This is a genomic window from uncultured Capnocytophaga sp. (assembly GCF_963525585.1).
Taxonomy (GTDB): domain Bacteria; phylum Bacteroidota; class Bacteroidia; order Flavobacteriales; family Flavobacteriaceae; genus Capnocytophaga.
Window position 1 is genome coordinate 41,674 of sequence record NZ_CAURLX010000001.1, and the last position, 25,497, is coordinate 67,170.

26 protein-coding genes and 1 tRNA gene are annotated in these 25,497 nt (G+C 37.0%); 14 read left to right on the forward strand and 13 right to left on the reverse strand.

The features are described from left to right. Positions 1 to 2 precede the first annotated feature (2 nt). The 7 genes from rplW to rpsL all read right to left on the reverse strand — a co-directional run bounded on the left by rplW (position 3) and on the right by rpsL (position 5,092). Positions 3 to 293 carry a 50S ribosomal protein L23 gene (gene rplW, locus RYK20_RS00310; RefSeq protein ID WP_297978393.1) on the reverse strand — a complete coding sequence of 97 codons (291 nt, stop codon included), beginning with the start codon at positions 291 to 293 and terminating at the stop codon, positions 3 to 5. Positions 294 to 297: 4 nt separating this feature from the next. After that, entirely contained in the window at positions 298 to 927 is a 630-nt protein-coding gene (gene rplD / locus RYK20_RS00315) for a 50S ribosomal protein L4 (RefSeq protein ID WP_297978392.1), read from the reverse strand. Continuing rightward, positions 927 to 1,544: a 50S ribosomal protein L3 gene (gene rplC / locus RYK20_RS00320; RefSeq protein ID WP_297978391.1), complete on the reverse strand. Its 618-nt coding sequence runs from the start codon at positions 1,542 to 1,544 to the stop codon at positions 927 to 929. Before rplC ends, rplD begins: the two co-directional genes overlap by 1 nt. Positions 1,545 to 1,721: 177 nt before the next feature. Beyond that, positions 1,722 to 2,027 carry a 30S ribosomal protein S10 gene (gene rpsJ, locus RYK20_RS00325; protein WP_002666495.1) on the reverse strand — a complete coding sequence of 102 codons (306 nt, stop codon included), beginning with the start codon at positions 2,025 to 2,027 and terminating at the stop codon, positions 1,722 to 1,724. 12 nt (positions 2,028 to 2,039) lie between these two features. Further along, a complete protein-coding gene (gene fusA / locus RYK20_RS00330; RefSeq protein ID WP_314893992.1) occupies positions 2,040 to 4,160 on the reverse strand; it encodes an elongation factor G in 2,121 nt (706 codons plus the stop codon). 13 nt (positions 4,161 to 4,173) lie between these two features. Continuing rightward, complete coding sequence (gene rpsG, locus RYK20_RS00335; RefSeq protein WP_009642347.1) at positions 4,174 to 4,650, reverse strand: 30S ribosomal protein S7; 477 nt, start codon at positions 4,648 to 4,650, stop codon at positions 4,174 to 4,176. 28 nt (positions 4,651 to 4,678) lie between these two features. Then, a complete protein-coding gene (rpsL, locus tag RYK20_RS00340; protein WP_002666477.1) occupies positions 4,679 to 5,092 on the reverse strand; it encodes a 30S ribosomal protein S12 in 414 nt (137 codons plus the stop codon). Positions 5,093 to 5,431: 339 nt separating this feature from the next. Here rpsL and RYK20_RS00345 point away from each other — a divergent pair, with 339 nt between their 5' ends. From RYK20_RS00345 to RYK20_RS00405, 13 genes are all read left to right on the forward strand, one after another. Next, positions 5,432 to 6,316, forward strand: a complete 885-nt coding sequence (locus RYK20_RS00345; protein ID WP_314893993.1) for a hypothetical protein — start codon at positions 5,432 to 5,434, stop codon at positions 6,314 to 6,316. 117 nt (positions 6,317 to 6,433) lie between these two features. Then, on the forward strand, positions 6,434 to 7,165 hold the full coding sequence (locus RYK20_RS00350; RefSeq protein WP_314893994.1) for a hypothetical protein: 732 nt from the start codon (positions 6,434 to 6,436) through the stop codon (positions 7,163 to 7,165). A gap of 47 nt (positions 7,166 to 7,212) precedes the next feature. Further along, positions 7,213 to 7,881: a hypothetical protein gene (locus RYK20_RS00355; RefSeq protein WP_314893995.1), complete on the forward strand. Its 669-nt coding sequence runs from the start codon at positions 7,213 to 7,215 to the stop codon at positions 7,879 to 7,881. A gap of 12 nt (positions 7,882 to 7,893) precedes the next feature. After that, positions 7,894 to 8,391 carry a YfbM family protein gene (locus RYK20_RS00360; RefSeq protein WP_314893996.1) on the forward strand — a complete coding sequence of 166 codons (498 nt, stop codon included), beginning with the start codon at positions 7,894 to 7,896 and terminating at the stop codon, positions 8,389 to 8,391. A 176-nt stretch (positions 8,392 to 8,567) separates the two neighbouring features. Continuing rightward, positions 8,568 to 9,098, forward strand: coding sequence for a hypothetical protein (locus RYK20_RS00365; RefSeq protein WP_314893997.1), 531 nt, complete (start codon positions 8,568 to 8,570; stop codon positions 9,096 to 9,098). Positions 9,099 to 9,140: 42 nt separating this feature from the next. Further along, positions 9,141 to 10,679 (forward strand): AAA family ATPase, encoded by a 1,539-nt coding sequence (locus tag RYK20_RS00370; protein WP_314893998.1) that lies wholly within the window; start codon positions 9,141 to 9,143, stop codon positions 10,677 to 10,679. Then, positions 10,666 to 12,489: a VWA domain-containing protein gene (locus tag RYK20_RS00375; protein ID WP_314893999.1), complete on the forward strand. Its 1,824-nt coding sequence runs from the start codon at positions 10,666 to 10,668 to the stop codon at positions 12,487 to 12,489. The genes RYK20_RS00370 and RYK20_RS00375 overlap by 14 nt, the downstream gene beginning before the upstream one ends. A gap of 176 nt (positions 12,490 to 12,665) precedes the next feature. After that, positions 12,666 to 13,661, forward strand: a complete 996-nt coding sequence (locus RYK20_RS00380) for a pentapeptide repeat-containing protein (RefSeq protein ID WP_314894000.1) — start codon at positions 12,666 to 12,668, stop codon at positions 13,659 to 13,661. Between the two features lie 43 nt (positions 13,662 to 13,704). Next, positions 13,705 to 14,148, forward strand: a complete 444-nt coding sequence (locus RYK20_RS00385; RefSeq protein ID WP_314894001.1) for a hypothetical protein — start codon at positions 13,705 to 13,707, stop codon at positions 14,146 to 14,148. Between the two features lie 31 nt (positions 14,149 to 14,179). After that, positions 14,180 to 14,728 (forward strand): hypothetical protein, encoded by a 549-nt coding sequence (locus RYK20_RS00390; RefSeq protein ID WP_314894002.1) that lies wholly within the window; start codon positions 14,180 to 14,182, stop codon positions 14,726 to 14,728. Positions 14,729 to 14,789: 61 nt separating this feature from the next. Further along, positions 14,790 to 17,786 carry a class I tRNA ligase family protein gene (locus RYK20_RS00395; protein ID WP_314894003.1) on the forward strand — a complete coding sequence of 999 codons (2,997 nt, stop codon included), beginning with the start codon at positions 14,790 to 14,792 and terminating at the stop codon, positions 17,784 to 17,786. A 67-nt stretch (positions 17,787 to 17,853) separates the two neighbouring features. Continuing rightward, on the forward strand, positions 17,854 to 18,669 hold the full coding sequence (locus tag RYK20_RS00400; protein WP_314894004.1) for a DUF2262 domain-containing protein: 816 nt from the start codon (positions 17,854 to 17,856) through the stop codon (positions 18,667 to 18,669). A 31-nt stretch (positions 18,670 to 18,700) separates the two neighbouring features. After that, positions 18,701 to 19,195 carry an STM3941 family protein gene (locus tag RYK20_RS00405; RefSeq protein WP_311456455.1) on the forward strand — a complete coding sequence of 165 codons (495 nt, stop codon included), beginning with the start codon at positions 18,701 to 18,703 and terminating at the stop codon, positions 19,193 to 19,195. A 177-nt stretch (positions 19,196 to 19,372) separates the two neighbouring features. Here RYK20_RS00405 and RYK20_RS00410 read toward each other — a convergent pair whose 3' ends face one another. From RYK20_RS00410 to RYK20_RS00420, 3 genes are read right to left on the reverse strand one after another with little or no spacing between them, the layout of a single operon-like run. Then, entirely contained in the window at positions 19,373 to 19,669 is a 297-nt protein-coding gene (locus RYK20_RS00410; RefSeq protein WP_297978638.1) for a hypothetical protein, read from the reverse strand. Between the two features lie 3 nt (positions 19,670 to 19,672). Then, complete coding sequence (locus RYK20_RS00415; RefSeq protein ID WP_314894005.1) at positions 19,673 to 20,416, reverse strand: hypothetical protein; 744 nt, start codon at positions 20,414 to 20,416, stop codon at positions 19,673 to 19,675. An 11-nt stretch (positions 20,417 to 20,427) separates the two neighbouring features. After that, positions 20,428 to 20,991 carry a hypothetical protein gene (locus tag RYK20_RS00420; RefSeq protein WP_314894006.1) on the reverse strand — a complete coding sequence of 188 codons (564 nt, stop codon included), beginning with the start codon at positions 20,989 to 20,991 and terminating at the stop codon, positions 20,428 to 20,430. Positions 20,992 to 21,167: 176 nt separating this feature from the next. Here RYK20_RS00420 and RYK20_RS00425 point away from each other — a divergent pair, with 176 nt between their 5' ends. Beyond that, positions 21,168 to 22,517, forward strand: coding sequence for an alginate export family protein (locus RYK20_RS00425; RefSeq protein WP_314894007.1), 1,350 nt, complete (start codon positions 21,168 to 21,170; stop codon positions 22,515 to 22,517). A gap of 127 nt (positions 22,518 to 22,644) precedes the next feature. Here the strand turns inward: RYK20_RS00425 and RYK20_RS00430 are convergent. From RYK20_RS00430 to RYK20_RS00440, 3 genes are all read right to left on the reverse strand, one after another. Then, a tRNA-Arg gene (locus RYK20_RS00430) sits at positions 22,645 to 22,721 on the reverse strand. Positions 22,722 to 22,760: 39 nt separating this feature from the next. After that, positions 22,761 to 23,210: a GatB/YqeY domain-containing protein gene (locus RYK20_RS00435; RefSeq protein ID WP_314894008.1), complete on the reverse strand. Its 450-nt coding sequence runs from the start codon at positions 23,208 to 23,210 to the stop codon at positions 22,761 to 22,763. A 90-nt stretch (positions 23,211 to 23,300) separates the two neighbouring features. After that, positions 23,301 to 25,481, reverse strand: a complete 2,181-nt coding sequence (locus RYK20_RS00440) for a glutamine synthetase III (protein WP_314894009.1) — start codon at positions 25,479 to 25,481, stop codon at positions 23,301 to 23,303. Positions 25,482 to 25,497: the final 16 nt, after the last annotated feature.

Genomic DNA, 25,497 nt, shown 5'->3' on the forward strand with positions numbered 1-25,497 from the left:
TTTTAAATAGCGTTAAAAAAATCTATTGTTTCTCCTTCTTTTATGCTTACTACAGCTTTCTTTACTGCATTGGTTTGAGTTTGTTGCAAACCATTTTTTGTGTAACGAACACTACGCTTAGGTGCATAGTTAAGTGTTCTTACTTTCTCAACAGTAACTCCATAAGCAGCTTCTACAGCTTGCTTAATCTGGATCTTATTTGCCTTCTTATCTACTGAAAAAGTATAGCAATTTCTTAACTCACTATTGCTATTTGCTTTCTCTGTAATGATAGGCTTTATCAATATACTCATAGTCTTACTTTGTTAAAATTGATTCAATAACCTCTACTGCGCCTTCTAAAAGCACTACACTTGTAGCATTAGCTACATTGTAAGTGTTTAATTCAGAGGCAGTTATTGTATTTACACTTGGTAAATTACGAGAGGACAAATATACATTTTTATTTATATCTGACAATACAAAAAGTACTTTTTTATCTTGAATCCCTAAGTTAGAAAGAATATTTGTAAATTCTTTAGTTTTAGGAGCTTCAAAATTAAAGTTTTCCAAGACAATAATTGCTCCATCTTTTGCTTTCTGGCTAAGAATAGAACGACGTGCTAGGCGTTTTACTTTTTTGTTAAGCTTCTGAGTATAATCCTTAGGGCGAGGACCAAATATACGACCTCCTCCTACAAATACAGGTGATTTCACACTTCCCGCACGAGCTGTACCTGTACCTTTTTGTTTTTTGATCTTACGAGTACTTCCGGCTACTTCATTACGTTCTTTGGATTTGTGAGTTCCTTGGCGTTGATTAGCTAAGAATTGCTTAATATCCAAATAAATAGTGTGATTGTTAGGTTCTATCCCGAAAACAGCCTCAGAAAGAGTAATCTTTCTTCCTGTTTCTTTTCCTTGTATATTTAATACTGCTACTTCCATTATTTATGAATCGTTACGTAAGCATTTTTGTGACCTGGAATACATCCTTTTATGATGAGAAGATTCTTTTCAGAAATCACTTTTAACACTCTTAAATTTTGTACTGTTACTCTTTCTGCACCCATTCTTCCTGCCATACGCATTCCTTTGAATACACGTGAAGGATAAGATGATGCTCCTACTGAACCTGGTGCTCTTAGTCGGTTATGTTGTCCGTGAGTAGACTGTCCTACTCCTCCAAAACCGTGACGACGAACTACCCCTTGAAATCCTTTCCCTTTGGAAGTTCCTGTGATATCCACAAATTCTCCTTCTACAAAAAATTCAACTGTAATAGTGTCTCCTAATTTGTAATTGCTCTCAAATCCTTGGAATTCGACAAGTTTCTTTTTAGGAGTAACTCCTGCTTTGGCAAAATGCCCTGCCGCTGCTTTGTTCGTGTGTTTCTCCTTTTTGTCATCGAAACCAAGTTGAAGAGCCTCATACCCGTCAACCTCTTTGGTTCTGACTTGGGTAACTACGCATGGTCCTACCTCAATGATGGTACAAGGAATGTTTTTCCCATTCTCATCAAAAATACTAGTCATGCCTACTTTTTTTCCTATTAACCCAGACATATTTAATATTTAAAATTAATTAACTTTTTGTTTTGAATAGTGTAATAAAATTTTCTTTTTAACTACAAGTTGAAATTCAGGGTGAAGTATTTCATCCCTGAATATCAATTTATAACCGTTTTTCCCTCACGCTATTGTTTTGGGACAAGTCAAGCAAATCTTCCGTTTTGCTTTTTATCACACTTTGATTTCTACTTCTACTCCACTAGGAAGTTCTAGCTTCATTAGTGCATCTATTGTCTTAGGTGATGAACTATAGATGTCTAACAAACGTTTGTATGAACTTAGCTGGAACTGCTCTCTCGCTTTTTTATTCACGTGTGGAGAACGTAATACAGTAAATAATTTTTTGTGTGTAGGAAGTGGAATAGGTCCTACTACTCCTGCTCCTGTTGATTTTACTGTTTTTACAATCTTCTCAGCAGACTTGTCTACCAAATTATGATCGTAAGATTTTAGTTTTATTCTGATTTTTTGACTCATTTTCTTTACAAATTAATTACCTCTTGCTTTTTTGATAACTTCTTCTGATATGTTAGAAGGGGTTTCTGCATAGTGTGAGAACTCCATAGTAGAAGTTGCACGACCTGAAGAAAGGGTTCTAAGGGTAGTTACATAACCGAACATTTCAGAAAGTGGTACATTGGCTTTGATTACCTTAGCCCCATTTCTATCGCCCATATCATTTACCTGACCACGGCGACGGTTAAGGTCTCCTACGATATCTCCCATGTTTTCCTCTGGAGTGATTACTTCTAATTTCATAATAGGCTCCATTAGAACAGCTTTAGCAGCACGTGCAGCTTCCTTGTATCCTAACTTAGCAGCAAGCTCAAAAGATAGAGAATCTGAATCCACAGGGTGGAAAGAACCATCTTTCAAAGTAATCTTCATTGCATCCATTTCAAAGCCTGCTAGAGGTCCATTCTTCATCGCTTCTTTGAATCCTTTTTCTATAGAAGGAATATACTCTTTTGGAATGTTACCACCTTTGATTTCGTTGATAAATTCTAATCCAGCTTTACCTTCTTCTGCAGGCTCCATAGTGAAGACGATATCAGCAAACTTACCACGACCCCCTGTTTGTTTCTTGTACACTTCACGGTGATCAGCTTTGCCAGTGATAGCCTCTTTGTACTCTACCTGAGGTTCTCCTTGATTTACTTCCACCTTGAACTCACGTTTTAAGCGGTCAACGATGATATCCAAGTGAAGCTCACCCATACCAGAGATAATAGTCTGTCCTGAAGCTTGGTCTGTTTTTACTTGGAATGTTGGGTCTTCTTCAGCAAGTTTTGCTAATGCCATACCTAACTTATCCACATCAGCCTTAGTCTTAGGCTCTACTGCAATACCGATTACTGGATCAGGGAACACCATACTTTCTAGTACGATAGGATATTTCTCATCACAAAGGGTATCCCCTGTTTTGATATCCTTGAACCCTACTGCAGCTCCGATATCACCTGCTTCAATGTATTCAATAGGATTTTGCTTATTAGCGTGCATCTGATAGATACGAGAGATACGCTCTTTGCTTTCTGAACGAGTGTTCAATACATAAGATCCTGCATCCAAACGTCCTGAGTAAGCACGGAAGAAAGCCAAACGTCCTACATAAGGGTCGGTAGCAATCTTAAATGCTAAAGCAGCAAAAGGAGCATCTACTGCAGGCTTACGAAGAGCAGGTTCTCCTGTATTAGGATTTGTTCCCTCAATAGCTTCTTTATCCAAAGGAGAAGGCAAGTAACGGCATACCGCATCAAGCATGAACTGTACTCCTTTGTTTTTGAAAGATGAACCACAAGTCATTGGGATAATAGCCATATCCATTACTGCAGCACGAAGCGCTTTGTGGATTTCTTCTTCAGAGATAGAATCTTCATCTTCCATAAATTTCTCAAGAAGTCCTTCATCATATCCTGCTACCTCTTCAATAAGCTGAGCACGGTATTTGGCTACATCAGCCTTCATATCCTCAGGGATATCTACGACATCAAAAGTAGCTCCTTGAGTTTCTTCATGCCATATGATAGCACGGTTCTTGATCAAATCCACTACTCCTTTAAAGTCTGCTTCTTCACCAATAGGCAATACGATAGGCACAGCATTAGATTTGAGCATATCTTTCACCTGTTGGCATACCTTAAGGAAGTCAGAACCTTGACGGTCCATTTTGTTGACAAATCCCATACGAGGCACTTTGTAGTTGTCTGCAAGGCGCCAGTTAGTTTCAGACTGAGGCTCTACTCCATCTACCGCAGAGAAGAGGAACACCAATCCGTCTAACACACGAAGAGAACGGTTTACCTCTACAGTAAAGTCCACGTGCCCGGGAGTGTCAATAATATTAAAATGGTATTCCTTAGCATCAGCTGTAGGTTTTCCATTCTCAGTTGGGAAATTCCATTTACAAGTAGTAGCAGCTGATTGGATAGTAATTCCACGTTCTGCTTCTTGTTCCATCCAGTCCATAGTAGAAGCACCATCGTGTACTTCCCCTATTTTGTGCGTTTTCCCTGTATAAAAAAGAATACGCTCAGTGGTAGTTGTTTTTCCGGCATCAATGTGTGCTGCGATACCAATGTTTCTTGTATATTTTAAATCTCTACTCATACTACCTTACTGATTAAAATCTAAAATGAGAGAAAGCCTTATTAGCTTCTGCCATCTTATGTGTATCCATTTTCTTTTTAACAGCAGCCCCCTCTTCTTTAGCAGCAGAAAGAATTTCTCCAGCTAATTTCTGAGCCATTGATTTTTCATTTCTTTTACGTGCATATCCTATAAGCCATTTCATAGCCATTGACACTTTGCGGTCCGGACGGATTTGCATCGGAATTTGGAAAGTAGCTCCTCCTACACGGCGAGAACGTACTTCCACGTGAGGCATTACATTGGAAAGTGCATCTTTCCACACTTCTAACGCCGTTTTTTCGTCGTTATTCTTCTTTTGTTCTACAATGTCAATTGCATCATAGAAAATCTTAAAAGCCACTGACTTTTTACCATCCCACATAAGGTTATTCACAAAGCGAGTAACCAACTGGTCATTATATTTTGCATCTGGTAAAAGAGGTCTTTTTTTAGCTTGTCTCTTTCTCATTTGATTGTTTTAGACGGTTTTTAAAAATTTACTTTTTCTTTCCTTTAGCTGGTGCTGCAGCTGCTTGTCCTGGTTTAGGGCGTTTAGCTCCATACTTAGAGCGTCTTTGGGTTCTTCCATTTACCCCAGCAGTATCCAGTGCACCACGTACGATGTGGTAACGTACCCCTGGTAAATCTTTTACTCTTCCGCCTCTTACCAATACTATCGAGTGCTCTTGGAGGTTATGTCCTTCTCCTGGGATGTAAGCGTTCACCTCATTCCCATTAGTCAAACGCACACGCGCCACTTTACGCATTGCTGAGTTTGGCTTTTTAGGAGTAGTGGTGTACACACGGGTACATACGCCACGACGTTGGGGACATGAATCCAAAGCAGCCGATTTACTCTTCTTGGCTATTTTAGCTCTTCCTTTTCGTACTAATTGTGAAATTGTTGGCATTTATAAAATATTTTTTTAAGCGAGGGCAAAGATACAAACTTTTTCCTTAATACACAAAACGCAATCGCCTTATTTTCAATATTTTTTTATTAACATCGTGATTTTTACTATACTTAGCTGTTTTTTCATTTGCAAAATATTGATTTTCAATATTTTGCAGATTATAGCTACCTATAGCCAAAAACCATATTTTTTGAAAAAAAGTTATCAACATAGCAATTTTATCTTGATTTTCTTTAAAATATCTTCAAAAAATGAATTTATTTGTTGTTTTTCCCACTATTGATAAAAGGTTTTATTATCTTTGCCCAAGAATTTTTTACACTTATTAAGTTTCCTATGAAGAAAATCATTCTTGCTATAATTATTATCCCTGTTGTTATTGTTCTAATAACCATAATAGTTCCCAAAAAATCTCTCTCTCACCGAGATATGGAAGGGCTTAGAGGAAATGTAAAATGTATGGAACAGAAAACTTATTTTTTTGATAGCGAACAACAGAATTTTGAAAGCCTTATCCGCACAGATAATCTGGCAGAAGATGAAGAAGTATCTGACGTGGAAAGTGTAGGCTTGTACCGAATGCTAGGATTTATGAACTTTTCTGAAAATTATAAAGTCTGTTTTACTCCCGAAGGAAAAGTGTCTGAGAAAGAGGATCTCTATAAAGACAACTACTTTACAAAACTGCGATTCGAATACAATTCCAAAGGATTTCTCATCAAAACAAAGGTAAAAACTTCACGACAAACCTATATATTGGTATTTGAAGAACCCACAGCAGAGGGCTTAGTTCATTATCAAAAATTCCAAGAAGGAAAGCTCCCAGAAAGGAAACTTCTTATCTATGAAAAAGGCAACATCACACGAATTTTCCCAGCCGAATCTATTCAATATGATAAAAAAGGACGCATCAAAGAGCTTATTACCTATGAAAATGACAGTATTCCTTCCGATTCTGACCCTATTTTTCGCTATTCCTATAATAGTAAGGGACAATTAAGCCGTATTTCTTTTTATTTTGGAGAGTATTTAGCTGGAGAACTCAATGCTTTCTATGATAAAAAAGGAAATATCAGCCACAGAAAAGATAATGGAGTCATTAACTCTGGCGAGAAAACCTATAAGTATACATTTGACAAAGAAGGCAACTGGATAGAACGCACTACCTTCAAGGATGGAACCCCTTGGGTTCTTTCTATAAGAAATATTGAATATTATTAACAGAAATATACTTATATGTATTTTGAAAATGAGAAATTGAACAACTCATATCAGAAAGGGAAGGTCATTTATTTCGCGAAAAGGAAAATTACTTATTACAACTAATATATAACTCTTATGATGAAGTATCTTTTTTTGATTTTGGTATTGCCTATGGGGTTACGTGGACAAAATCTCTATACAGCTAAAAGTATGTCGCTCAAAGGGAAGGTGAAAAGCATTGCTGAAACTACTCAGTATGCGTATCCTCCTCAAAAATTAGCTACTATGAAAATGCAAAGCCCTATCCCTACGCTTTATTCTTTTAACCAAAGAGGAGATCTCACTGAGAAAAGTATAGGAGCGGATATCAAGTATGTGTATCAATATGATCGTTATCAACACTATTTATCGGGTGGTAAAAAGTATGTCTATTCTGAGAAAATAAAGGCAGATATAATGTTTATACGCGTTAAAAATGGGGCTTTTTGGGAAGAACTTACTTTTTATAAAAAGATGACAGAGAAATTAAGAATAGATTATTTGTCACCTGTTCACTGTAAAATAACTCATACCATTGCTGGAAAAGTAATTGATGAGAAGGAGATTTACTACCAAAAACCTTATTTGGATAGCAAAATTGATTACATACTTCGAGATGGAAAAAAGGAAGTCTATACTTATAACGACCAAGGCGAGGTAGCGACGATTACTTTCTACGACGAAAAAGGTGAAGTGAGTAATAGCTACCGTTATGAGTATGTGTATGATGGGCAGGGAAATTGGGTAGAGAAGAAGCAAACTTTTCAGACACCTATACCAGATAAATACCCTGAAATTGTACGCAGGGAAATAACTTATTACAACTAATATATAATCTTATGATGAGGTATCTTTTTTTGATTTTAGTACTAATATTGCCTATAAGTTTACACGGACAAAGCGTCTATACAGCTAAAAGTATGTCGCTTAAAGGAAAAGTGAAATCAGTAGAGAGCAGTGATACTTACCAAATTGATATTCCTACTATCTACTCTTTTGATGAACAGGGAAGAGTGATCTCCATTACTAGAAAAGGGGTATATACTACCCAATATAAATACGATACTTCCAATTATCCCATAAAAGCGGTAGTAATTTCTCACGATGGTATAAAAAGACTTATAACTTTTGAGACGGATACTACTCATAGTTTTTGGAAGGAAATGATGCGAGAAAAAGGTAAGTTGAAAGAAGAACAAGAATACCAATCTGTTTCACCTACTAAAACAATCTGTATATACAGAAATCATCCTATTGAAGTGGTTTCTGTGAGAGCTTATTACTATACCGATAGTACACAAACAAAATTTGATTATGCAATTGATGAGGAAGACAATCATAAGGAAGTATATACTTACAATACCAATGGTGATATAAAAACGAAAAAGAGATATGACCTTAATGATAACAACGAAAGTTTAGAAACTTATCAGTATGTTTATCAGTATGATAGCAAAGGGAATTGGATTCAATGCAGTATATATAGAGAGAATGTTTCTTATCCTATCTATGTTGCACACAGGAAAATTACTTATTACGACTAAATATTAAAAACTATGGGAATGATTATGTATTTGCTCCGCATCTCTAAGCAGGAACTTGAAAGTTATATAGATAAGCCTGATCTCTTTTTGGAAAACAGAGTAGATGACGCTTATTCTATGGATATCGATAAAGCGTGGGGTGGCATTTTATATCTGCTTACTGGAAAGGCATTTGCCTTTGGAAGTCTTGAGGATGAAGTAGATAGCCTCAATCGTATCTTCTTTAGTGCGCAATTCTTTGATGAAGATATGGATGTAGGCTACGGACCTGCTCATTACCTTACTCCTGAGCAAGTAGCGGGTATTAACCGCAAAATAGCTTCACTTACGGAAGCTGATCTAAAATCGCACTACGATCCTGAGGCAATGAATGAAGAGGAGAAATTATACCCTTCATTGGATTGGAATGAGAAAATTTTTGAGTATTTGTATTTTCATTTTCAAGCACTTCAATCTTTCTTTGCTACGGCATCCAGTAGGGGAGAGGCGATAGTTACTTTCCTGAATTAGAGGAAAATCAAGAAGAGAGATGTATCTGTACTATCACACTTTTTCACTCAAAGGTGTAAAAGTAAGGCATCATCACCATTGTCACCTTGTTCCTACCACCCCATTATTACTTGTACATTTTCCCTAATTTGCTAATTTTCAAATTATTTCATATCTTTGCATCAAACAAGAACCCTATGAAAAATATATTCTTACCCTTTATAGCACTAACATTTGTCTTTAGCTTGCAAGCTCAGCAAACCGATTGGGAAAAGTATGACCTCAAAGGGAAAGTAAAAAAAGTAGAAGCTAATACAGGTTTCTATAAAGGACATTGTGCTCAAACGATAAAATATTCTGTTTATACCTGCATTACTTCTTTTGATGAAAAAGGTAATATCTTGAAAAATACTTGGCTTATGAGCAATCGTATCGAACAAGAACAGATATTTTCTTATAAAAAAAATTGGGTTATTCTTGATATTATATTTTATGATGATAATGAAAATATATTAAATACTAAAAAATTTTATTACAAAAAAGGAAAAAAATCTATTTTAGATAAAGAAATGAATGATTTTGACATCTTTTCATTTGATTTTTACCAAAAAAATATCCTTTGGAAGTATTCAAAAGCTACTTTTGATGATTTTGGTAATTGGATAACTAAAGAAAATGAAAAAGAAAACTGTATTGAACACAGTTTTCGAACCATTGAATATTATTAATGAAAAAGTTTTTCTATACAAAAGATAAATTTGTAATAAAATATGAAAGAACGTATTAATAAATTACTACATCAACTCAATCAAAATTTATTTGAAAGGGAAGAAGCTATCAAATTAGCACTATTAGCTACCTTATCAGGAGAAAGTATATTCTTTTTAGGTCCTCCTGGAGTTGCAAAAAGTCTTATTTCTCGTAGAGTGAAAGATATTTTCAAGGATGGAACTTCATTTGAGTACTTAATGAATAGATTTAGTACTCCTGACGAGATATTTGGACCTATTGCCATTTCAAAACTTAAAAATGAAGATAAATATGAGCGTAAGGTACAAAGTTATCTCCCCACTGCTGATGTAGTTTTCTTAGATGAAATATGGAAAGCAGGTCCTTCTATTCAGAATGCTTTGCTAACAGTTATTAATGAAAAAAAATATCGTAATGGAACTCAAGAAATAGATATTCCTCTCAAAGGACTTATCTCTGCTTCTAATGAACTGCCTGCAAAAGGAGAAGGATTGGAAGCCTTGTGGGATAGGTTTATCATTAGGTATATCGTTGAAAATATTACTAATGAAGATAATTTCAATGCTTTCCTTAAAAAATCTACAATTGATATTTCTTCTACTATAGATGAAGATTTAAAATTCAGCAAAGAAGAATATAATCAATGTCAATATGAAATAGATACTATAAATATTCCTGATGAAGTTTTAAGAGTCATTAGTTTTATTAGATATAGTGTAGCTGAATACAATGCAAAAGAAGAAAATAAGGCTAAAATATATATTTCTGACCGACGTTGGAAGAAAATAGTTCGTTTTCTCAAAACAGCAGCTTTTCTGAATGATAGAAAAGAAATCAATTTAGGAGATTGCTTCCTAATAACTTATACTCTTTGGGATGAAGTAGAACAAATAGATTTTGTAAAAGAAGCGGTTACTATTGCTATCAAAAATCACGGTTATTCCTATAAGTTTGATATAACAGCTTTTGAAGAGCAGATCGAAAAACTTAAGTTAGATATTAAAAATAACTCTCAAATTACTAAAAAAGTAGAATATTTTGTACCTAAAGTTTATGATATAAATGGAGATAAGTATTATAAAATTGAAGGATTCAATTATCCTTACATAGAAAAATCTGATTTTGACAATATAAAGTCTGATAGAATATCAATTACTTTATACGATAAAAATCTATGGCATAGTAGAGGATATATAGTCAAGAAATCTGAAAATAAGATTTTTTTAAAAGATATATATGATTATAATCGTGAAAAATATACTGAGTATGATTTAGAAGTAGATACTAAGACAAAAGAGGTTATAGAAACTTCTCGTCCTGATAAGAGAATTATAGCAGATTGGGATAAGACTGTACAGAACCTACTTACTGAGATAGATGAGGTGATAGATGAAATAGAAATCTATAAAAATAAGGATGAAAAAGGCTTAAAAGATAATCTTTTTGTACCCAAAGAACTTACTGCCTTAGCAGAAGAAAGTGTCAATAAAGCTCTTATAGAGTGTAAAAAAACAAAAGCTATAATCATTCAAATAAAAGAAGATTATGATAAACTCTAAATCGGAAATATTAGATAAGTTTGTTCGTTTTGGAAAAATAGCGGATAAGAGCGTGCGCACTCAAATAGCCGAATGTTTAAAAAACTGGCAGGTAGTTCCTATAGAAAAATCATTTATTGAAAGAAAATATCAAGATTCTTTGAATAAAATTATAGCCGATGAAACTATTAATAGACTCTTAAAAGAACACCCTCACCTCAGAGATGAAATTTTTGAAAAAGCCATCGCTCTTCTCGAAAAAATAGTTGTAGAAACTGAAAAAATAGAACTTCCTTCCCACAAGGAACTGATAGAGAAAGTTAATAAAAATGATTTTAGTGAATTGCCTGAAGGTTTGATTGAAAAACATAGAAAATTGTTTGAATCTATAGAAAAAGTAGAGGAAAGTGCTAAAATAGAGCAATATAAGCTCTTAAAAGAGGAGTTTCAAAACAAATGGGAATTTTGTATAGATACTAATGTATTTAGAATCAGAGATAGAGAAGAAGATATTCAAAGTGCTATAGAGGAAGATAAACTTTTTGAAATAGTAAAAAGACTTTCTGTACAAGACTTTTTGAAAGAATGGAAAGCAAATACTTTTACAAACTTTTTAAAAACTATTTATAGTAGAAGAGATTTTGATTTAGCATCATATAACCAAAAAATAATAGATATTGAAAGCCATAAAGCAAAAATAGAGCAAAAAAACCAAAATACACTAAGAGAACAGCTTATTAAAGAGATAGAACAAGAAGCGGAAATAGAAAAAGCATTAGAAGAGATAAAAGTTATAGATGAACTGAGAAAAGATTTCCTACAGATGCTTTATGAAGAAATTGAAAAGCTTAAGGAATTCTTAGAATTGTTGGCTCCTTTTGTTGAAGACACTACCTCTTTGGGGCGTTTGTGGGATTTATCAAAAGGAAACTGGAAGCAAATAAACTTTAATCTACTCCAAAAATATGGAGAATTACTCACTCAAAAGAAAGAATTATTAGCCTTAGCAGAAGCATTGGGCAGGTATCGGAAAGCAGAAGTTGAGATTAAGGAAGAATCTTACACCAATTGGAAAATTACTCAGCAATTTAAGTATAATCATTCAGGAAAATCAGAGCTTATAGGAGTTACTGAAAGTGATGACCTCAATCACTTGCTGCCTACAGAACTATCTTTGTTTAGTGATATAGAGACTGAAAATATTTTCTATAAGAAGTTTTCAGAGAAGAAATTACAAACCTATCAGTTTATCAGTAAAGAGAGTTATCAACAAGAACAGTCATTTGAAGATAAAAGACAAACAGAAGCTGAGAAAGATAAAGGACCTTTTATATTAGCTATTGATACCAGTGGTTCTATGTATGGACAACCTGAAGAAATCGCAAAATTAATAGCTTTTGCCATTGTCAAAATAGCTTATAGAGAAAAAAGAAAAGCCTTATTGATTTCTTTTTCTACCTCCTATAAACTATTTGAACTCACTGATTTTCAGAACTCACTTCCTAAATTAGTGAATTTTTTGCAGATGTCATTCTCTGGGGGTACTGATATTTCTGATGCTATTAAGGAGACAGTTCGTAGAATGGAAGAACAAGACTATAAGAACGCAGACCTTTTAGTAATTACTGATGGTATCTTTGGTAATATTGGATCTCAGTTAGTATCTCAAATAGAGGCACTAAAACAGAAAGGTAATAAGTTTAATACTTTAATTATAGGGGCTTCTCAGAACACAAATGCTTTAAGTTTCTGTGATAATATTTGGTTTTGTGATAATTATTTACATAATATTAATAAATTAGTTAAACAAATAGAAGAATATTCTAAATAATGAATATACAAAATATATTATAGCCCTTTTTAATGATTATATATTCATTTTCAATTACTTAAATCTTTCTTTGCTACGGCAGCCAGTAGGGGAGAAGCGATAGTTACTTACTTGAATTAACCTTAGTTTATACGGTAAAATAATGATTTACAGATTTTTATAAATATCATTGTTATATGGCAATATCAATCAAACTCAAAAAGCGATGGGATATCTATCCCACTTTACAAGAGGTGCTCGCAACAACTCAAAACCTTAGTGTATCGCCCTTTGGACTTACCGAAGAGGGCTTGCAGGACTTTCGTGGGATTAAGCTCATAGGCGAAAGGGCGCAAGTTCCTTTACGAAATGGCTATATGTGGGAAAACATATCCAAACCCCTCCATACCTCCCTATCCTATGCTGATTTTACGGGTTCGGTATGGCAGTATTTTGCCATTGAAGAAACAGACGATTTTACCCCTGTGATAGACCACGTTATTTTTGACGAAAGCATGTTTCAATTGAGCGCCTATGCTATTTGCGGAAATGGCGCTACCTTCTTATCGTGCAGTTTTGCTGGCTGCAAATACAAATGGGGAGAGTTTATAGGGGCTACACTAAAAGACTGCCGATTTACCCAAATCAAAAAGAATGTCCGCTTAAAGTTCAATAGCTGCAAACTGTTAGAAAACTGCCTATTTAGCGGAGAAATCCACAAAGCGCTTTTTTGGTATTCCAATCTGAAAAACTGTACCTTTGAAGGGCTGTTATACGACTGCTCTTTTTACGGAGCAGAAAAGACAGGAAACCTGCGTAAGGGAGAGATTATTCCGCCAGAAAAAGTGGATAACAGAATGGACGGCGTGGATTTCTCTAAGGCGGATATCATAATGTGTAGCTTTTGGTCATTTTGTTATTTAGATAAAGTGAAACCCTCAAAAAACAATTGTGTATTCAAGGTAACGGATGAATTTCATAACTGTTTGCTCACTGCTATTGAAAGCAGCGATAGTCCTTTAAAAGAGGAGTTGATAAAAGAAGCAAAATCAGACTTTGCTCCACATACTACAACGCCTTATGGGGTAGCACACCCCAAAGATTTTTTATATCCAGAAAAAGCAGAACTTACCCAAGCACTCTACGATTTCGTCTGTAAGGCAGCGGAAGCTACGGGGTGTAGGGTGAAGTAATAAATCTTTCATAATTTTGAATACAAATAAAAAAAATTATAAAATGAATATACAAGAGCAAAATGTTCCCCAATCCTACCGAGATTTATTTGCTACTATTCCTGAAAAATCTAACTTTTTCTACGAATATGCACGCCGTAAGAAACCCACTCTTCCTAAAAGAGTTTATGTAATACAAGGTTTTTTCTCTCTTACTCGTGAAACCGATGATCGTGGTGAAGAGATGATACCTACTTATCAACTACTTGCACAAAAAGACTTTTTCTACAAATCAATAGAAGGTAATAGTATAGACAAACTTCCTTCAGTTGAAGTTCTAAAAACAGCTTTTGCCTTTGGTGTTTCCGATGGTGGTATACTTTTCTTCCACCCCGAAAATCATAGTGTGTGGGTAATATATGATGACCTTTATACCGAATTAGTAGCTGATACCTTTGATGAATTTCTTGAAAAAGCAACTTTCCAAAGACAGTGGGATTTTAAATAAAAATATAACATACATTTAAATAATTTTATATATGCAAAAAGTTCCTACCTATCTAAGTGAAAATACTTGTAATATAAAATCAGGTGATTATCTATCAGTGGATATACAATCGAAAAATGGAAATACACTCTTTGAAGTGTATTATTATGGTGATTTATTTGAAGCAAAAGGAGAAAAACTGCCTTTTATTGTAAATTATTATACTGATGAGGTTGAAATCCCTTGTAAAATAGTAGCCAAAGACACAGAAACAGGCGAAGAAATATTGCTTTTTGACGGCTACCGACACGGCTATAATGCGATGTTTTGCGATGAGTTTGACCCAGAAGAAGTTAAAAAACGAGCTTTGGTAAAATACGATATTGCTCCTTGCAAAATCCACATAGATTTTGGGTATTCTATTGATTACGAAGAAGAAAAAGAAGATTATGAAGTAGACGAAGAAGATAGAGTAACCCTTATCAATGGAGAAACTATTTCTTGGGAAGAAGTGAAAAGAAATGGCTTTGACTATATCTCTATCATCTGTCAAACTGAAAATGGAGAAAAAGCAGAGATTGTATCTTTAGAATTAGCTTAAATAATTAGCAAATTATTACTACCTTTGCACCCTAATACCTAACACCTGAAACCTAACACCTATGGTATATAATCACAAAGAAATAGAAGCCTTTTGGCAAGAATATTGGGCTAAACACCAAACTTTCAAAGCCCAAAACGACAGTACCAAACCTAAGTACTACGTGCTTGATATGTTCCCTTACCCCTCAGGGGCGGGCTTACACGTAGGGCATCCGCTGGGCTATATCGCCAGCGACATCGTGGCGCGCTACAAGCGTCACAAAGGGTTCAATGTGTTGCACCCTCAGGGTTATGATAGCTTTGGTCTGCCAGCCGAGCAATACGCTATCCAAACAGGGCAACACCCTGCGGTTACTACCGCGCAGAACATCGCTCGTTACCGCGAGCAGTTGGATAAAATAGGCTTTTCATTCGATTGGAGTCGCGAGGTGAAAACTTCCGACCCCGATTACTATCGTCATACCCAGTGGATATTTATACAACTCTTCAACTCGTGGTATAACAACACAACCGACAAGGCAGAGCCTATCGAAACGCTTATCGCTCTCTTTGAAACAGAAGGCAATAGCAAGGTCAATGCTGCCTGCGACGACGATACCCCCACCTTCACTGCGGAACAGTGGCGTGCTTTTTCATCAGAAAAACAACAACAAATCCTCCTCAAATACCGACTTACCTACTTGGCAGAAACCGAAGTAAACTGGTGTCCTGCCTTAGGTACTGTACTCGCCAACGATGAAATCGTCAATGGCGTATCCGAGCGTGGGGGTCACCCTGTAATTCGCAAGAAGATGACTCAATGGAGTATGCGCATCACCGCCTATGCCGAACGCCTCTTGCAAGGTTTAGACACCATCGATTGGAGTGAGAGCATCAAAGAAAGCCAACGCAACTGGATAGGAAAATCAGTAGGAGCCTCTATCAACTTTGTGCTCGCCTCCGGCGAGCACAAAGTTGAGGTCTTCACCACTCGCCCCGATACCCTCTTCGGTGTTACTTACCTTACCCTTGCCCCTGAACACCCCTTAGTATTGCAAATCACTACTGAGGAGCAACGTGCTGAGGTAGAGGCTTATATAGCAGCTACTGCCAAACGTTCAGAGCGCGACCGTATGGCGGATACCAAAACCGTATCAGGAGCTTTCACAGGGGCGTATGCCGTGCACCCACTTACCGGCAAGCAAATCCCTATTTGGATAGGCGATTATGTATTGGCAAGCTATGGTACAGGGGCTGTAATGGCAGTGCCTGCTGGTGACGACCGCGATTATGCCTTTGCTAAACACTTCAAGGGCGCCAAAGGAATGCCCGAAGTGATTAACATTTTCGATAAAGATATTTCAGAAAACGCCTTTACCGACAAAGAGGGAATGACTTACCAAAACTCTGACATTCTCAATGGTTGCACTAACTTTAGCGAGGCAGTAGCCAAAGTGCTAGAAGCCTTAGAAGCTAAGGGCGCAGGCAAAGCCAAAGTGAATTACCGTCTCCGTGATGCTGTCTTTTCACGTCAGCGTTATTGGGGCGAACCTTTCCCTGTATACTATAAAAACGGCTTGCCACAGATGATAGGGGAAGCTTATTTGCCTATTCATCTGCCTGAAGTAGAGAAATACCTCCCTACCGAAGAGGGCAACCCACCGTTGGGCAATGCGACCACTTGGGCGTGGGATACTGTAAACCATAAGGTAGTGAGCAATGAGCTTATTGATAACCAAACGGTATTCCCGTTAGAATTGAACACTATGCCAGGTTGGGCAGGCTCTTCTTGGTATTGGTTGGAATATATGATGGAAAAAGACGCACGTGGAACCTTCCCTACCAAAGCCGTAGTAGACTACTGGCAAAACGTAGACCTCTACGTAGGAGGTAGCGAACACGCCACAGGACACTTGTTATACTCTCGTTTCTGGAACAAATTCCTCAAAGATCGCGGTTTTGCCCCTACTGAAGAGCCTTTCAAAAAACTGATTAATCAGGGGATGATATTGGGTATGAGTGCCTTTGCATACCGAGTGTTATGGGAAGTGAAAGATGAGCAAGGTAATGAAGTGAATTTAGTTGAAGTAAAAGAGCTTTCATCTAATAACTTTCCTCCTATATTTGTTTCAAAGAAATTCAAGGATGATAAGTTGGCGATTGTTTTATTAGAGAAGATTTTCCCTAAATATCCTCAATGGGTGGAGTTTATGAAAAAACTCTCAGGAAAAATAATTAATACTATTATCCAACCTATCCACGTAGATGTTTCTCTCCTCAAAGATACTTCTGATGAATTAGATATTGATAAATTTAAGGCGTGGCGTAAAGAATTTGCTAATGCTGAATTTATCTTAGAAGAAGACGGCAAGTATATCACAGGGCGCGAAGTCGAAAAAATGTCAAAATCTAAATACAATGTGGTAAACCCTGATGATATTTGCGAACAATATGGAGCTGATACATTGCGTTTGTACGAAATGTTCTTAGGACCTTTGGAACAAGCTAAACCTTGGAACACAGCAGGTATTTCGGGGGTATACAACTTCTTGCGCAAGCTATGGCGTTTGTATTTCAATGACAATGGTTGGCAAGTAACCGATGAAGCCCCTACACCCGAGATGCTCAAAGCACTGCATAAAACGATTAAAAAGGTAAATGAAGATATTGAGAATTTCTCCTTCAATACTTCAGTGAGTCAGTTTATGATATGCGTGAATGAGTTATCATCGCTAAAATGCCACCATAGAGACGTTTTAGCGCCTCTTGCGGTATTGGTAGCTCCCTTTGCTCCACATATCGCTGAAGAGCTTTGGAAAAGGCTTGGAAACACCGAAAGCGTGGCGTTTATCCCTTATCCCGTACACGAGGACAAGTATTTGCAAGAGGACAGCAAGGAATATCCCGTATCGTTCAATGGCAAAGTACGCTTCAAACGCGCTTATGCTACCAGTATGACTCCTGCCGAGATAGAGCAAGCCATCCTTGCCGATCCTCAAACCGCAGAACAGCTACAAGGCAACACCCCTAAAAAGGTAATTGTAGTGCCTAATAGGATTATCAATATAGTGAGTTAGTAATGAATTTCAGGGGGTTAGTTTTTAGAATTTAAAAATTAACCCCTAATTATAATGAATTACAACTATGAACCCAGAAATCACACAAAAATTCTCAGATAAGTTTCTCCCCGAAGAAAAGGAAATCATAGCCCTTATCGAAACACCTACTAATGGAGCAAGTTATTATAACGGAGCTTGGGTGCCTTCTAACGATCCTTTAGCTTACATAGATGTAGAAACAGGAGAACTTTTTTATAAAAACACTCGCATAGAATGGCTTGTTGAAAAAGATTGGAAACATTTCTTTCAGGCACAAAAGGCATTTCGCCTAAAAGTACGCCCTATAAAACCCGAAAACGCTTCTAAAGTTTTCCAACACACATTTATGTTGGTCGAAATAGTAGAGGAGAATGTAACAGAACCTCGTTTTGAGGCTATTTTAGAAGAATATAATACCGAAGTAACCTATGAAGACGATGATTTTTCGCTGGAGTTGAACAAAATATACGGCAGTTTCGAAGGAGGAATGTATTACCAGGAGGAAAAAGATGGGCTTTCACTAAATGTTCATACCGATGATATCGAAAAACTAAAAGAACTCCTAAACCTTTTTAGGCAAACAGCCCTTGCTAACTTCAAAGCGTGGATAGAACATCTCAAAACCTTTGCTGCAGAAAAGCTCACAACTTTAGCCAACAAATGGCAAAAAGAAGAAGATGCCAATGCTCCTGAGATTACTCCTAAGCACTTTGCTGAGCGTATGAGTATAACAGAGTTAGTTCTCTTTGATGATGAGCGTTTCTGTATCTATTTTGACGATGACGATATGTTCTGGGGGCACGCTATTACCGTATATGGCAACCTCAGCGGCAATCTCAAAGAGGCTACTATCGAGGGGTAAAATATTTAATACTTAACAAAACTCAAAATCAATGATTATTCCTTTTAGCACAAAGAAAAAAATCAAATATCTGTTTTTCTCTATCCTATTGATTCCTATCGCAATAGGGTTAATTGTTCTTACTCTATCCGCTCATAAGATACGAATATCTCTCTTAGGGATATCCTTAGGATTATTGGCAGGAGGTTTTTACCTATTATACCAATTTACAAAAGATCTTATAGCCCTTAGAAAGAGTAATGAGGGGGTTATCCTTACTCCTGAATACTTGGAAAGTCATACCAACACCCTAGGCAAGGAGGTAGGACGGATTCCTTGGAGCGATATAGCCTCTATAGAGAGGAAAAAGTTCTATGGAGTACTTATCCATATCAAACTCAAAGATCCTCAAAAATACATAGGTAGAATTAAGGACAAAGACCTGCAAAAAGGATTTGATGGTATCTATATGGACAATAGTGAACTACAAATCTCTTTTGAAGAATTAGAAAGACTTATCAATGAGTACTTTCAAAAATATAGATAATCAAAAGCCCTGATATTCTTATTTTAATAAACTATCTTGAAAAAATCTCTGAAATGGTTACTAGTATCACAGAAATAGCATATCCTATGGAAGAGGAAAGCAGACGAATCTTGGCTACTAGAATAAAAAAGAGACTATCCCTTTGCTGATAGCCTCTTTCATTTTATCCTAAGGATTCTATTCTCCTTTTTTATTTTTATAGCTATTATAACCTGAGAAAAGCATAAAAACCCCAAAAGCAACAAAGAAAAGAAGCACTCCTATAGCTCCTGCTATATCATAGATGAAGTTAATAAGCCGGTTCATCTCAATAGTTCCTCCTTCTTGCTCCCAACGAGTAATTTCAAAGTATTGCCATATTCCTACTCCAATGACAAATATTGCAATAAGGATAGCTATAATAAGAGGTTTTTTAGGATTTTTATCTCCCTTACCTCCATACATACTTCTTTCAATAAATTTTTCGTCTGACATATTTTATTCCTTTTTACGTTTTACATTTTCTATATTTCCATAGGTACGGACTTGGAACCCGCCCTGGATACCTTGAATTTCAAATGTGATTCTGTCTTGATCTAGTACCTTGAACTTGCCGTGGAAAGTACCTGCAGCATCCAGTTGTTCTAATACATAATCTTCTGCTCGAGTTCCCTCTGGTAAGTTTTCTATAGGCAAAAGCTTACAGATACTATCAGGAGTCACTTCCAGAACCTCTACCCAAGCTCCTGTATGCCCTATAGCTGTTACTTTCCCTTTTTCATCATACCTCTTGATGGGAACATCTACTTTATATTGCTCCCCTACAAGTGGTAGCTTAGTAAGTTCTGTAAAGGCTTCTTGCTTCTTACGAGGTTCTAGTACTACTTCCTTGAATATTGCCCAGATAATAGCCATTAGGACTAGCAGAACAATCCCTAAAAATATCTTTCCCCAGAGAGTAACTTTCCAGCCTTTGTTAGGAACAGGACTTATTGATTTCTGTTGCTCAAAAAACGCCTCCATCTCAGGTGTCCATTTAGAGGTTGGAATATCTTTTTTATCGGAAGCCCTATAGAATACCCCAAAAGGCTTTTTATGATACACCTTTGTAAGAGGAGTTACTGCTAATAACTGGTGTAGGACAAGGCGCATCGCCTCCTTCTTTCCTATAAGAGGACATACAAGGTCGAAAGTGGTAATCTCCTTATAGGGAATATATTGGTTTGAAACGGTATAGAACATCTTTGCTTTTTTTATTCTTCTACAATAAGATCCTGATATTCTTTTTTGAACTCAGCAGGTCTGAATATCTTCTTATAAGTAAGGTTCATTTTGGAACCATTATCAGTAACCGTGATGCTCTCTGGAAACTCCTCATTAAGCCCATAACGCCAAGGTTTTCCTTCTGTGTGAGGAATAAAGTAACCTTCTACTGCTTCAAAGGGTCCATAATACACATCTCCATCAAGGGTAAAATCCTTAAAAAGAAGCTTGTACATATGATTCTGTTCAATAGGAATATCTGAATAATTCTCTGCTACTAGTACATATTTGGTATTGGTAGGATTGATAATAGAACCTCCTTGACCTTTGGCATATTCAAAACTAACTTCCTCTCCTTGAGGTGTTTTAAGGGTATGATTCCCTACATTAAGCTCTAATTCTTCGAAGGAATTGGCTTTAAGCTGGTATTCTTTCCCATCGATAGAGAAAGTGATGTCTGCAGAGGTAGGATTATCTACCACTATCTCTTCTTTATCCTTTCCACAAGAGGCTAGCCCTAAGGAAAGGATGGATAAAAGTAAATACTTTTTCATCTGTAAAAAACTTTTTATTAAAAAATTAGATTTATAGGAGGCAAAGGTAAAGTATTTTTTTGAAATAAATAAAAATTATTCCTCCTCTATTATTTTTTTGTTTTTATTGCGAAAAATTAAAGTTTTTTTCTTATATTTGTAGTCTTAAAACTAAAATTTTAAAAACATCTAGACTTATGGACAGACATTTTTTATCCCTTGCCTTAGCAGGAACCGCTATTTTCGTGACACAGAACGTTATAGCGCAAGAAGAAACCCCTAAAATAGAGGAAGAAAAGTTACATACATTTGAAGTATCAGCTCAGCTACGTCCTCGCTTTGAGTATCGTAATGGAGCTTACTTACCTCTTTCTAAAGGAGATGAGCCTTCTATTTTGGTAAATAACCGTACGCGCCTGAATTTTGATTATGCAAGTACAGGTAATTACCCGTTAGGAGTGCATCTTTCTTTACAAAATGTGAACATCTGGGGGCAAGCACCACAGATACAAGTAACAGATAAGACAGGTGGACTTTCTGTATTTGAGGCTTATGCAGTTTTCCCATTAGCTGATAAATTTTCAGCCAAAGTAGGTAGGCAGATGATAGCTCTTGATGATGACCGTATCTTTGGTTCTCTAGACTGGCATCCTGCAGGAAGAAGCCACGATGCTTTAAATATCAATTGGAATCCTAATGAAAATTTACAAATCAGAAGCTTCTTTGCTTTTAATCAAAACTATTTAGATGGAACTCGAGTTATAAACATTAATAGCCCCAAAGGACAACATTTTGTTTCTTCCAATGCACAACCTTATCAGCATATGGAAACCCTTCACGCTCATTATGCTTTCTCAAAAGCAACACAGCTTTCTTTCCTATTTAGCAACCTAGGTTTCAGAAATGATACTGCTCAGAAAACCTATGATATGCAGACCTTTGGAGTACATTATATAGGAGCAGCTGCTGATTGGAAGTATGGTTTCTCTGGTTATGTACAAACAGGTAAAAATGTTAATGGAACAACTAAAGGAGCTTACCTACTTGCCGTGAATGCAGGCTACAAGTTCTCTCCGGATTTTTCTCTAAATGCAGGTCTTGACTATCTTAGTGGAAATGATAGTAGCGGTACTTCAACTACTGATAAAGCTTTCAATCCTTTTAGTGGCACAAACCATAAGTTCTACGGATTTATGGATTACTATTATGTAAGCTTCTCTCCTTCTGTAGGGCTTATTAATCCATACCTAAGCGCTAATGTACGCATCAATGAAAAGAGTAATTTATCAGCTACTTATCATCATTTTTCTTCTGCAGGAAAAATGGCAGATGCTAATAGCAACAAACGTCGTAGCTTAGGCAACGAAATAGACCTTGTATATAACCTTAAAGTACAGCCTTTTGTAAGCCTACAAGTAGGATATTCTACTTACTTTAGTAATAAACATTTGGAAGCTCTTAAAGGTGTTAGTCAAGCTCGTGGTTATCAAGATTGGCTCTGGTGTAGCCTTAACATCAACCCTAAATTATTCTCTGCAAAATTCTAGTGTTTCCATTTATTATATTGAAACTGACGGTATATCACATATATTCCGTCAGTTTTTCTATTCTCTTATAGGTATTAAAAGAATTTATAAACAAAAAAAGGCAACACTTCTTTGAAATATTGCCTTTTGGTGACCGCGAGAGGCTTCGAACCCCTAACCCTCAGAGCCGAAATCTGATATTCTATCCAGTTGAACTACGCGGCCAAATTCTTATAGTTTAAATAAAAATAGTTCTTTGTTGTCCTAAGAAAGCACTTTCTTAACAAGAGTAGCAATTAGCTTCCCATCTGCTTTTCCTGCAAGCTCCTTAGTTGCCTCTCCCATTACTTTTCCCATATCCTTGAGAGAAGTAGCCCCTAATCGACTCACTATCGCTTGTAGGTGGGCGGTTACTTCCTCCTCTGAGAGCTGTTCTGGGAGGAATTTTGCAATAATTTCAGCTTGAGCTAGCTCAGGAGTTGCCAAGTCCTCTCTGCCTTGTTCTTGGTAAAGCTGTGCGCTTTCTCTACGTTGCTTTACCAATTTCTGTAAGAGCTTAATCTCGTCTTCTTCGGAAAGTGTATCACCTGCTTTTGCCTCTGTCTTAGCAAGCAATATAGCAGACTTCACTGCACGCAAGGATTCCAAAGCAACTGTGTCTTTTGCTTTCATAGCCTCCTTAAGGGCTTCCATTATTTTTGACTCTAAGCTCATTATATTGTGTTTAATTTCAAGGGCAAAAGTACGTATTTTTTCAGAAATATAAAAATTTTTTTCTTCCTTCCTCTTCTGGTTCTTTTTGTCTTAATTGGTGAAGAGTAATTCACGATACTTGGTTAGTGTCCAGAGCTCATCATCCACCATAAGTTCCAGCTTATCACAGTGGTAGCGTATGGGATCAAAGAAAGCCTTGACCTGATGGCAATATGCGTGTGCTTTTTCCTCAAAAGTAGGAAGTGTATTGGCTTGCTTGCGAGCTTGGATCATTGCCTCTACATTGGTATGTATCTCCTTAATATGTCGGGAAATCCGCTGGATCAAATCTATCTGTTCAGAAGCTACGTCTTGATAATTCTCTGCGAAAATCTCCTTAAGTCCTCGTACATTCTCAATCAGTGTATTCTGATAGCGGACGGCTGTAGGCACCACGTGATTCCGTGCGATATCTCCTAATACACGAGATTCTATTTGTATCGTTTTCACATATTCCTCTAAAGCTATCTCATAGCGTGCTTCCACCTCTACCCTACTGAGCACTCCCATTTCTTCAAAAAGAGCCAAGGCTTTAGGAGAGATATTCTCTGTAAGAGCCTCAGGAGTTGTTTTGTGATTCGAAAGACCTCGACGAGCAGCCTCTTCCTCCCATTCCCTGCTATAACCATCTCCTTCAAAACGTATTTTTTTGCTCTGTTTAATATATTCTCTGAGTACCTTAAAGAGGGCATCTTCTTTCTTGATTCCTTGCTCTATAAGTGCATCTACCGCCTTTTTGAATGCTGTCAATTGCTTAGCTACAATGGTATTAAGTACCATCATTGGCTTCCCACAGTTGGCTTTGGAGCCTACCGCGCGAAACTCGAATTTATTCCCTGTAAAAGCAAAGGGAGAAGTTCGGTTACGGTCAGTAGTATCCAGAAAAAGATCGGGTATCTTGCCTACTACATTCAGCTTGAGGTCTGCTTTTTCCTCCATAGAGAGCTCCTCAGAAGCATCCTCAAGAGCATTGAGCACCTTGGTTAGTTGTTCTCCTATGAAAACGGAAACAATCGCAGGGGGTGCCTCATTGGCTCCCAACCGATGGTCATTACTTGCTGAAGCTACAGAAGCTCTTAATAAGGGTTCATATTCGCATACTGCCTTGATGGTACAAATAAAGAAAGTGAGGAATTGTAGGTTCTTCATCGGAGTTTTTCCTGGAGAAAGCAAATTGACTCCTGTATCGGTAGCCAAAGACCAGTTGTTATGCTTCCCTGAACCATTAACTCCTACAAAAGGTTTCTCGTGGAAAAGGACAGTGAAACTATGTTTTTCAGCTACCTTTTTCATCACATCCATCAGCAGGGCATTCTGATCCACCGCCAAGTTGGCTTCTTCAAAGATAGGAGCAAACTCATACTGATTAGGAGCAACCTCATTATGCCTTGTTTTGATAGGAATTCCCAAGAGCATACACTCCTGTTCGAGTTCTCTCATATAACTAAGAACACGGCTGGGAATAGCTCCAAAGTAATGATCCTCCATTTGTTGCCCTTTAGCAGCTTGATGTCCCAAAAGGGTACGACCTGTGATGGTAAGGTCAGGACGTGTCCTAGCCAAAGAGGCGTCTACCAGAAAATATTCCTGCTCCCAACCAAGAGTAACCATTACTTTTTTTACATTTTTATCAAAATACTGGGCTACAGCCGTAGCGGCTTGATCTATTGCGGTAAGTGCCTTGAGTAGAGGCGTCTTATTATCCAAGGCTTCTCCTGTATAAGAAATAAAAATCGTAGGAATACAAAGAGTAGTTCCATATACAAAAGGTGGAGATGAGGGATCCCAAGCAGTGTAACCTCTCGCCTCAAAAGTATTGCGAATACCTCCATTGGGGAAGCTTGAAGCATCGGATTCCTGCTGTACGAGCTGCCCTCCTCCGAACTTCTCGATAGCTTGGTCTCGCCCAATAGGTTCAAAGAAAGCATCGTGCTTTTCCGCTGTTCCTCCTGTAAGGGGCTGGAACCAGTGTGTATAGTGAGTCGCCCCCTTGCTCATTGCCCAATCACGCATCGCTATAGCTACCTGATCCGCCATAGAACGTTCTATCTTTACTCCTGAGTGAATGGCTTGCATTACTGCCTCAAACGCTTCACGGGTCATCACCGCACGCATCGCTTTTTCATTAAATATGTGAGAGGCAAAAAGCTCTGAACGTTTAGAAGACTCTGTTACTACTACAGGGACTTTTCTTTGTGCTTCTGCTAAAGCATTAAATCGTAATGGGGTCATTATACTTGATTTTTTA

Bases quoted from the DNA above. Each gene is read 5' to 3' on its own strand.
- rplW (WP_297978393.1), bottom strand. From the start codon at position 293: ATGAGTATATTGATAAAGCCTATCATTACAGAGAAAGCAAATAGCAAT.
- rplD (WP_297978392.1), bottom strand. From the start codon at position 927: ATGGAAGTAGCAGTATTAAATATACAAGGAAAAGAAACAGGAAGAAAG.
- rplC (WP_297978391.1), bottom strand. From the start codon at position 1,544: ATGTCTGGGTTAATAGGAAAAAAAGTAGGCATGACTAGTATTTTTGAT.
- rpsJ (WP_002666495.1), bottom strand. From the start codon at position 2,027: ATGAGTCAAAAAATCAGAATAAAACTAAAATCTTACGATCATAATTTG.
- fusA (WP_314893992.1), bottom strand. From the start codon at position 4,160: ATGAGTAGAGATTTAAAATATACAAGAAACATTGGTATCGCAGCACAC.
- rpsG (WP_009642347.1), bottom strand. From the start codon at position 4,650: ATGAGAAAGAGACAAGCTAAAAAAAGACCTCTTTTACCAGATGCAAAA.
- rpsL (WP_002666477.1), bottom strand. From the start codon at position 5,092: ATGCCAACAATTTCACAATTAGTACGAAAAGGAAGAGCTAAAATAGCC.
- RYK20_RS00345 (WP_314893993.1), top strand. From the start codon at position 5,432: ATGAAGAAAATCATTCTTGCTATAATTATTATCCCTGTTGTTATTGTT.
- RYK20_RS00350 (WP_314893994.1), top strand. From the start codon at position 6,434: ATGATGAAGTATCTTTTTTTGATTTTGGTATTGCCTATGGGGTTACGT.
- RYK20_RS00360 (WP_314893996.1), top strand. From the start codon at position 7,894: ATGGGAATGATTATGTATTTGCTCCGCATCTCTAAGCAGGAACTTGAA.
- RYK20_RS00365 (WP_314893997.1), top strand. From the start codon at position 8,568: ATGAAAAATATATTCTTACCCTTTATAGCACTAACATTTGTCTTTAGC.
- RYK20_RS00370 (WP_314893998.1), top strand. From the start codon at position 9,141: ATGAAAGAACGTATTAATAAATTACTACATCAACTCAATCAAAATTTA.
- RYK20_RS00375 (WP_314893999.1), top strand. From the start codon at position 10,666: ATGATAAACTCTAAATCGGAAATATTAGATAAGTTTGTTCGTTTTGGA.
- RYK20_RS00380 (WP_314894000.1), top strand. From the start codon at position 12,666: ATGGCAATATCAATCAAACTCAAAAAGCGATGGGATATCTATCCCACT.
- RYK20_RS00385 (WP_314894001.1), top strand. From the start codon at position 13,705: ATGAATATACAAGAGCAAAATGTTCCCCAATCCTACCGAGATTTATTT.
- RYK20_RS00390 (WP_314894002.1), top strand. From the start codon at position 14,180: ATGCAAAAAGTTCCTACCTATCTAAGTGAAAATACTTGTAATATAAAA.
- RYK20_RS00395 (WP_314894003.1), top strand. From the start codon at position 14,790: ATGGTATATAATCACAAAGAAATAGAAGCCTTTTGGCAAGAATATTGG.
- RYK20_RS00400 (WP_314894004.1), top strand. From the start codon at position 17,854: ATGAACCCAGAAATCACACAAAAATTCTCAGATAAGTTTCTCCCCGAA.
- RYK20_RS00405 (WP_311456455.1), top strand. From the start codon at position 18,701: ATGATTATTCCTTTTAGCACAAAGAAAAAAATCAAATATCTGTTTTTC.
- RYK20_RS00410 (WP_297978638.1), bottom strand. From the start codon at position 19,669: ATGTCAGACGAAAAATTTATTGAAAGAAGTATGTATGGAGGTAAGGGA.
- RYK20_RS00415 (WP_314894005.1), bottom strand. From the start codon at position 20,416: ATGTTCTATACCGTTTCAAACCAATATATTCCCTATAAGGAGATTACC.
- RYK20_RS00420 (WP_314894006.1), bottom strand. From the start codon at position 20,991: ATGAAAAAGTATTTACTTTTATCCATCCTTTCCTTAGGGCTAGCCTCT.
- RYK20_RS00425 (WP_314894007.1), top strand. From the start codon at position 21,168: ATGGACAGACATTTTTTATCCCTTGCCTTAGCAGGAACCGCTATTTTC.
- RYK20_RS00435 (WP_314894008.1), bottom strand. From the start codon at position 23,210: ATGAGCTTAGAGTCAAAAATAATGGAAGCCCTTAAGGAGGCTATGAAA.
- RYK20_RS00440 (WP_314894009.1), bottom strand. From the start codon at position 25,481: ATGACCCCATTACGATTTAATGCTTTAGCAGAAGCACAAAGAAAAGTC.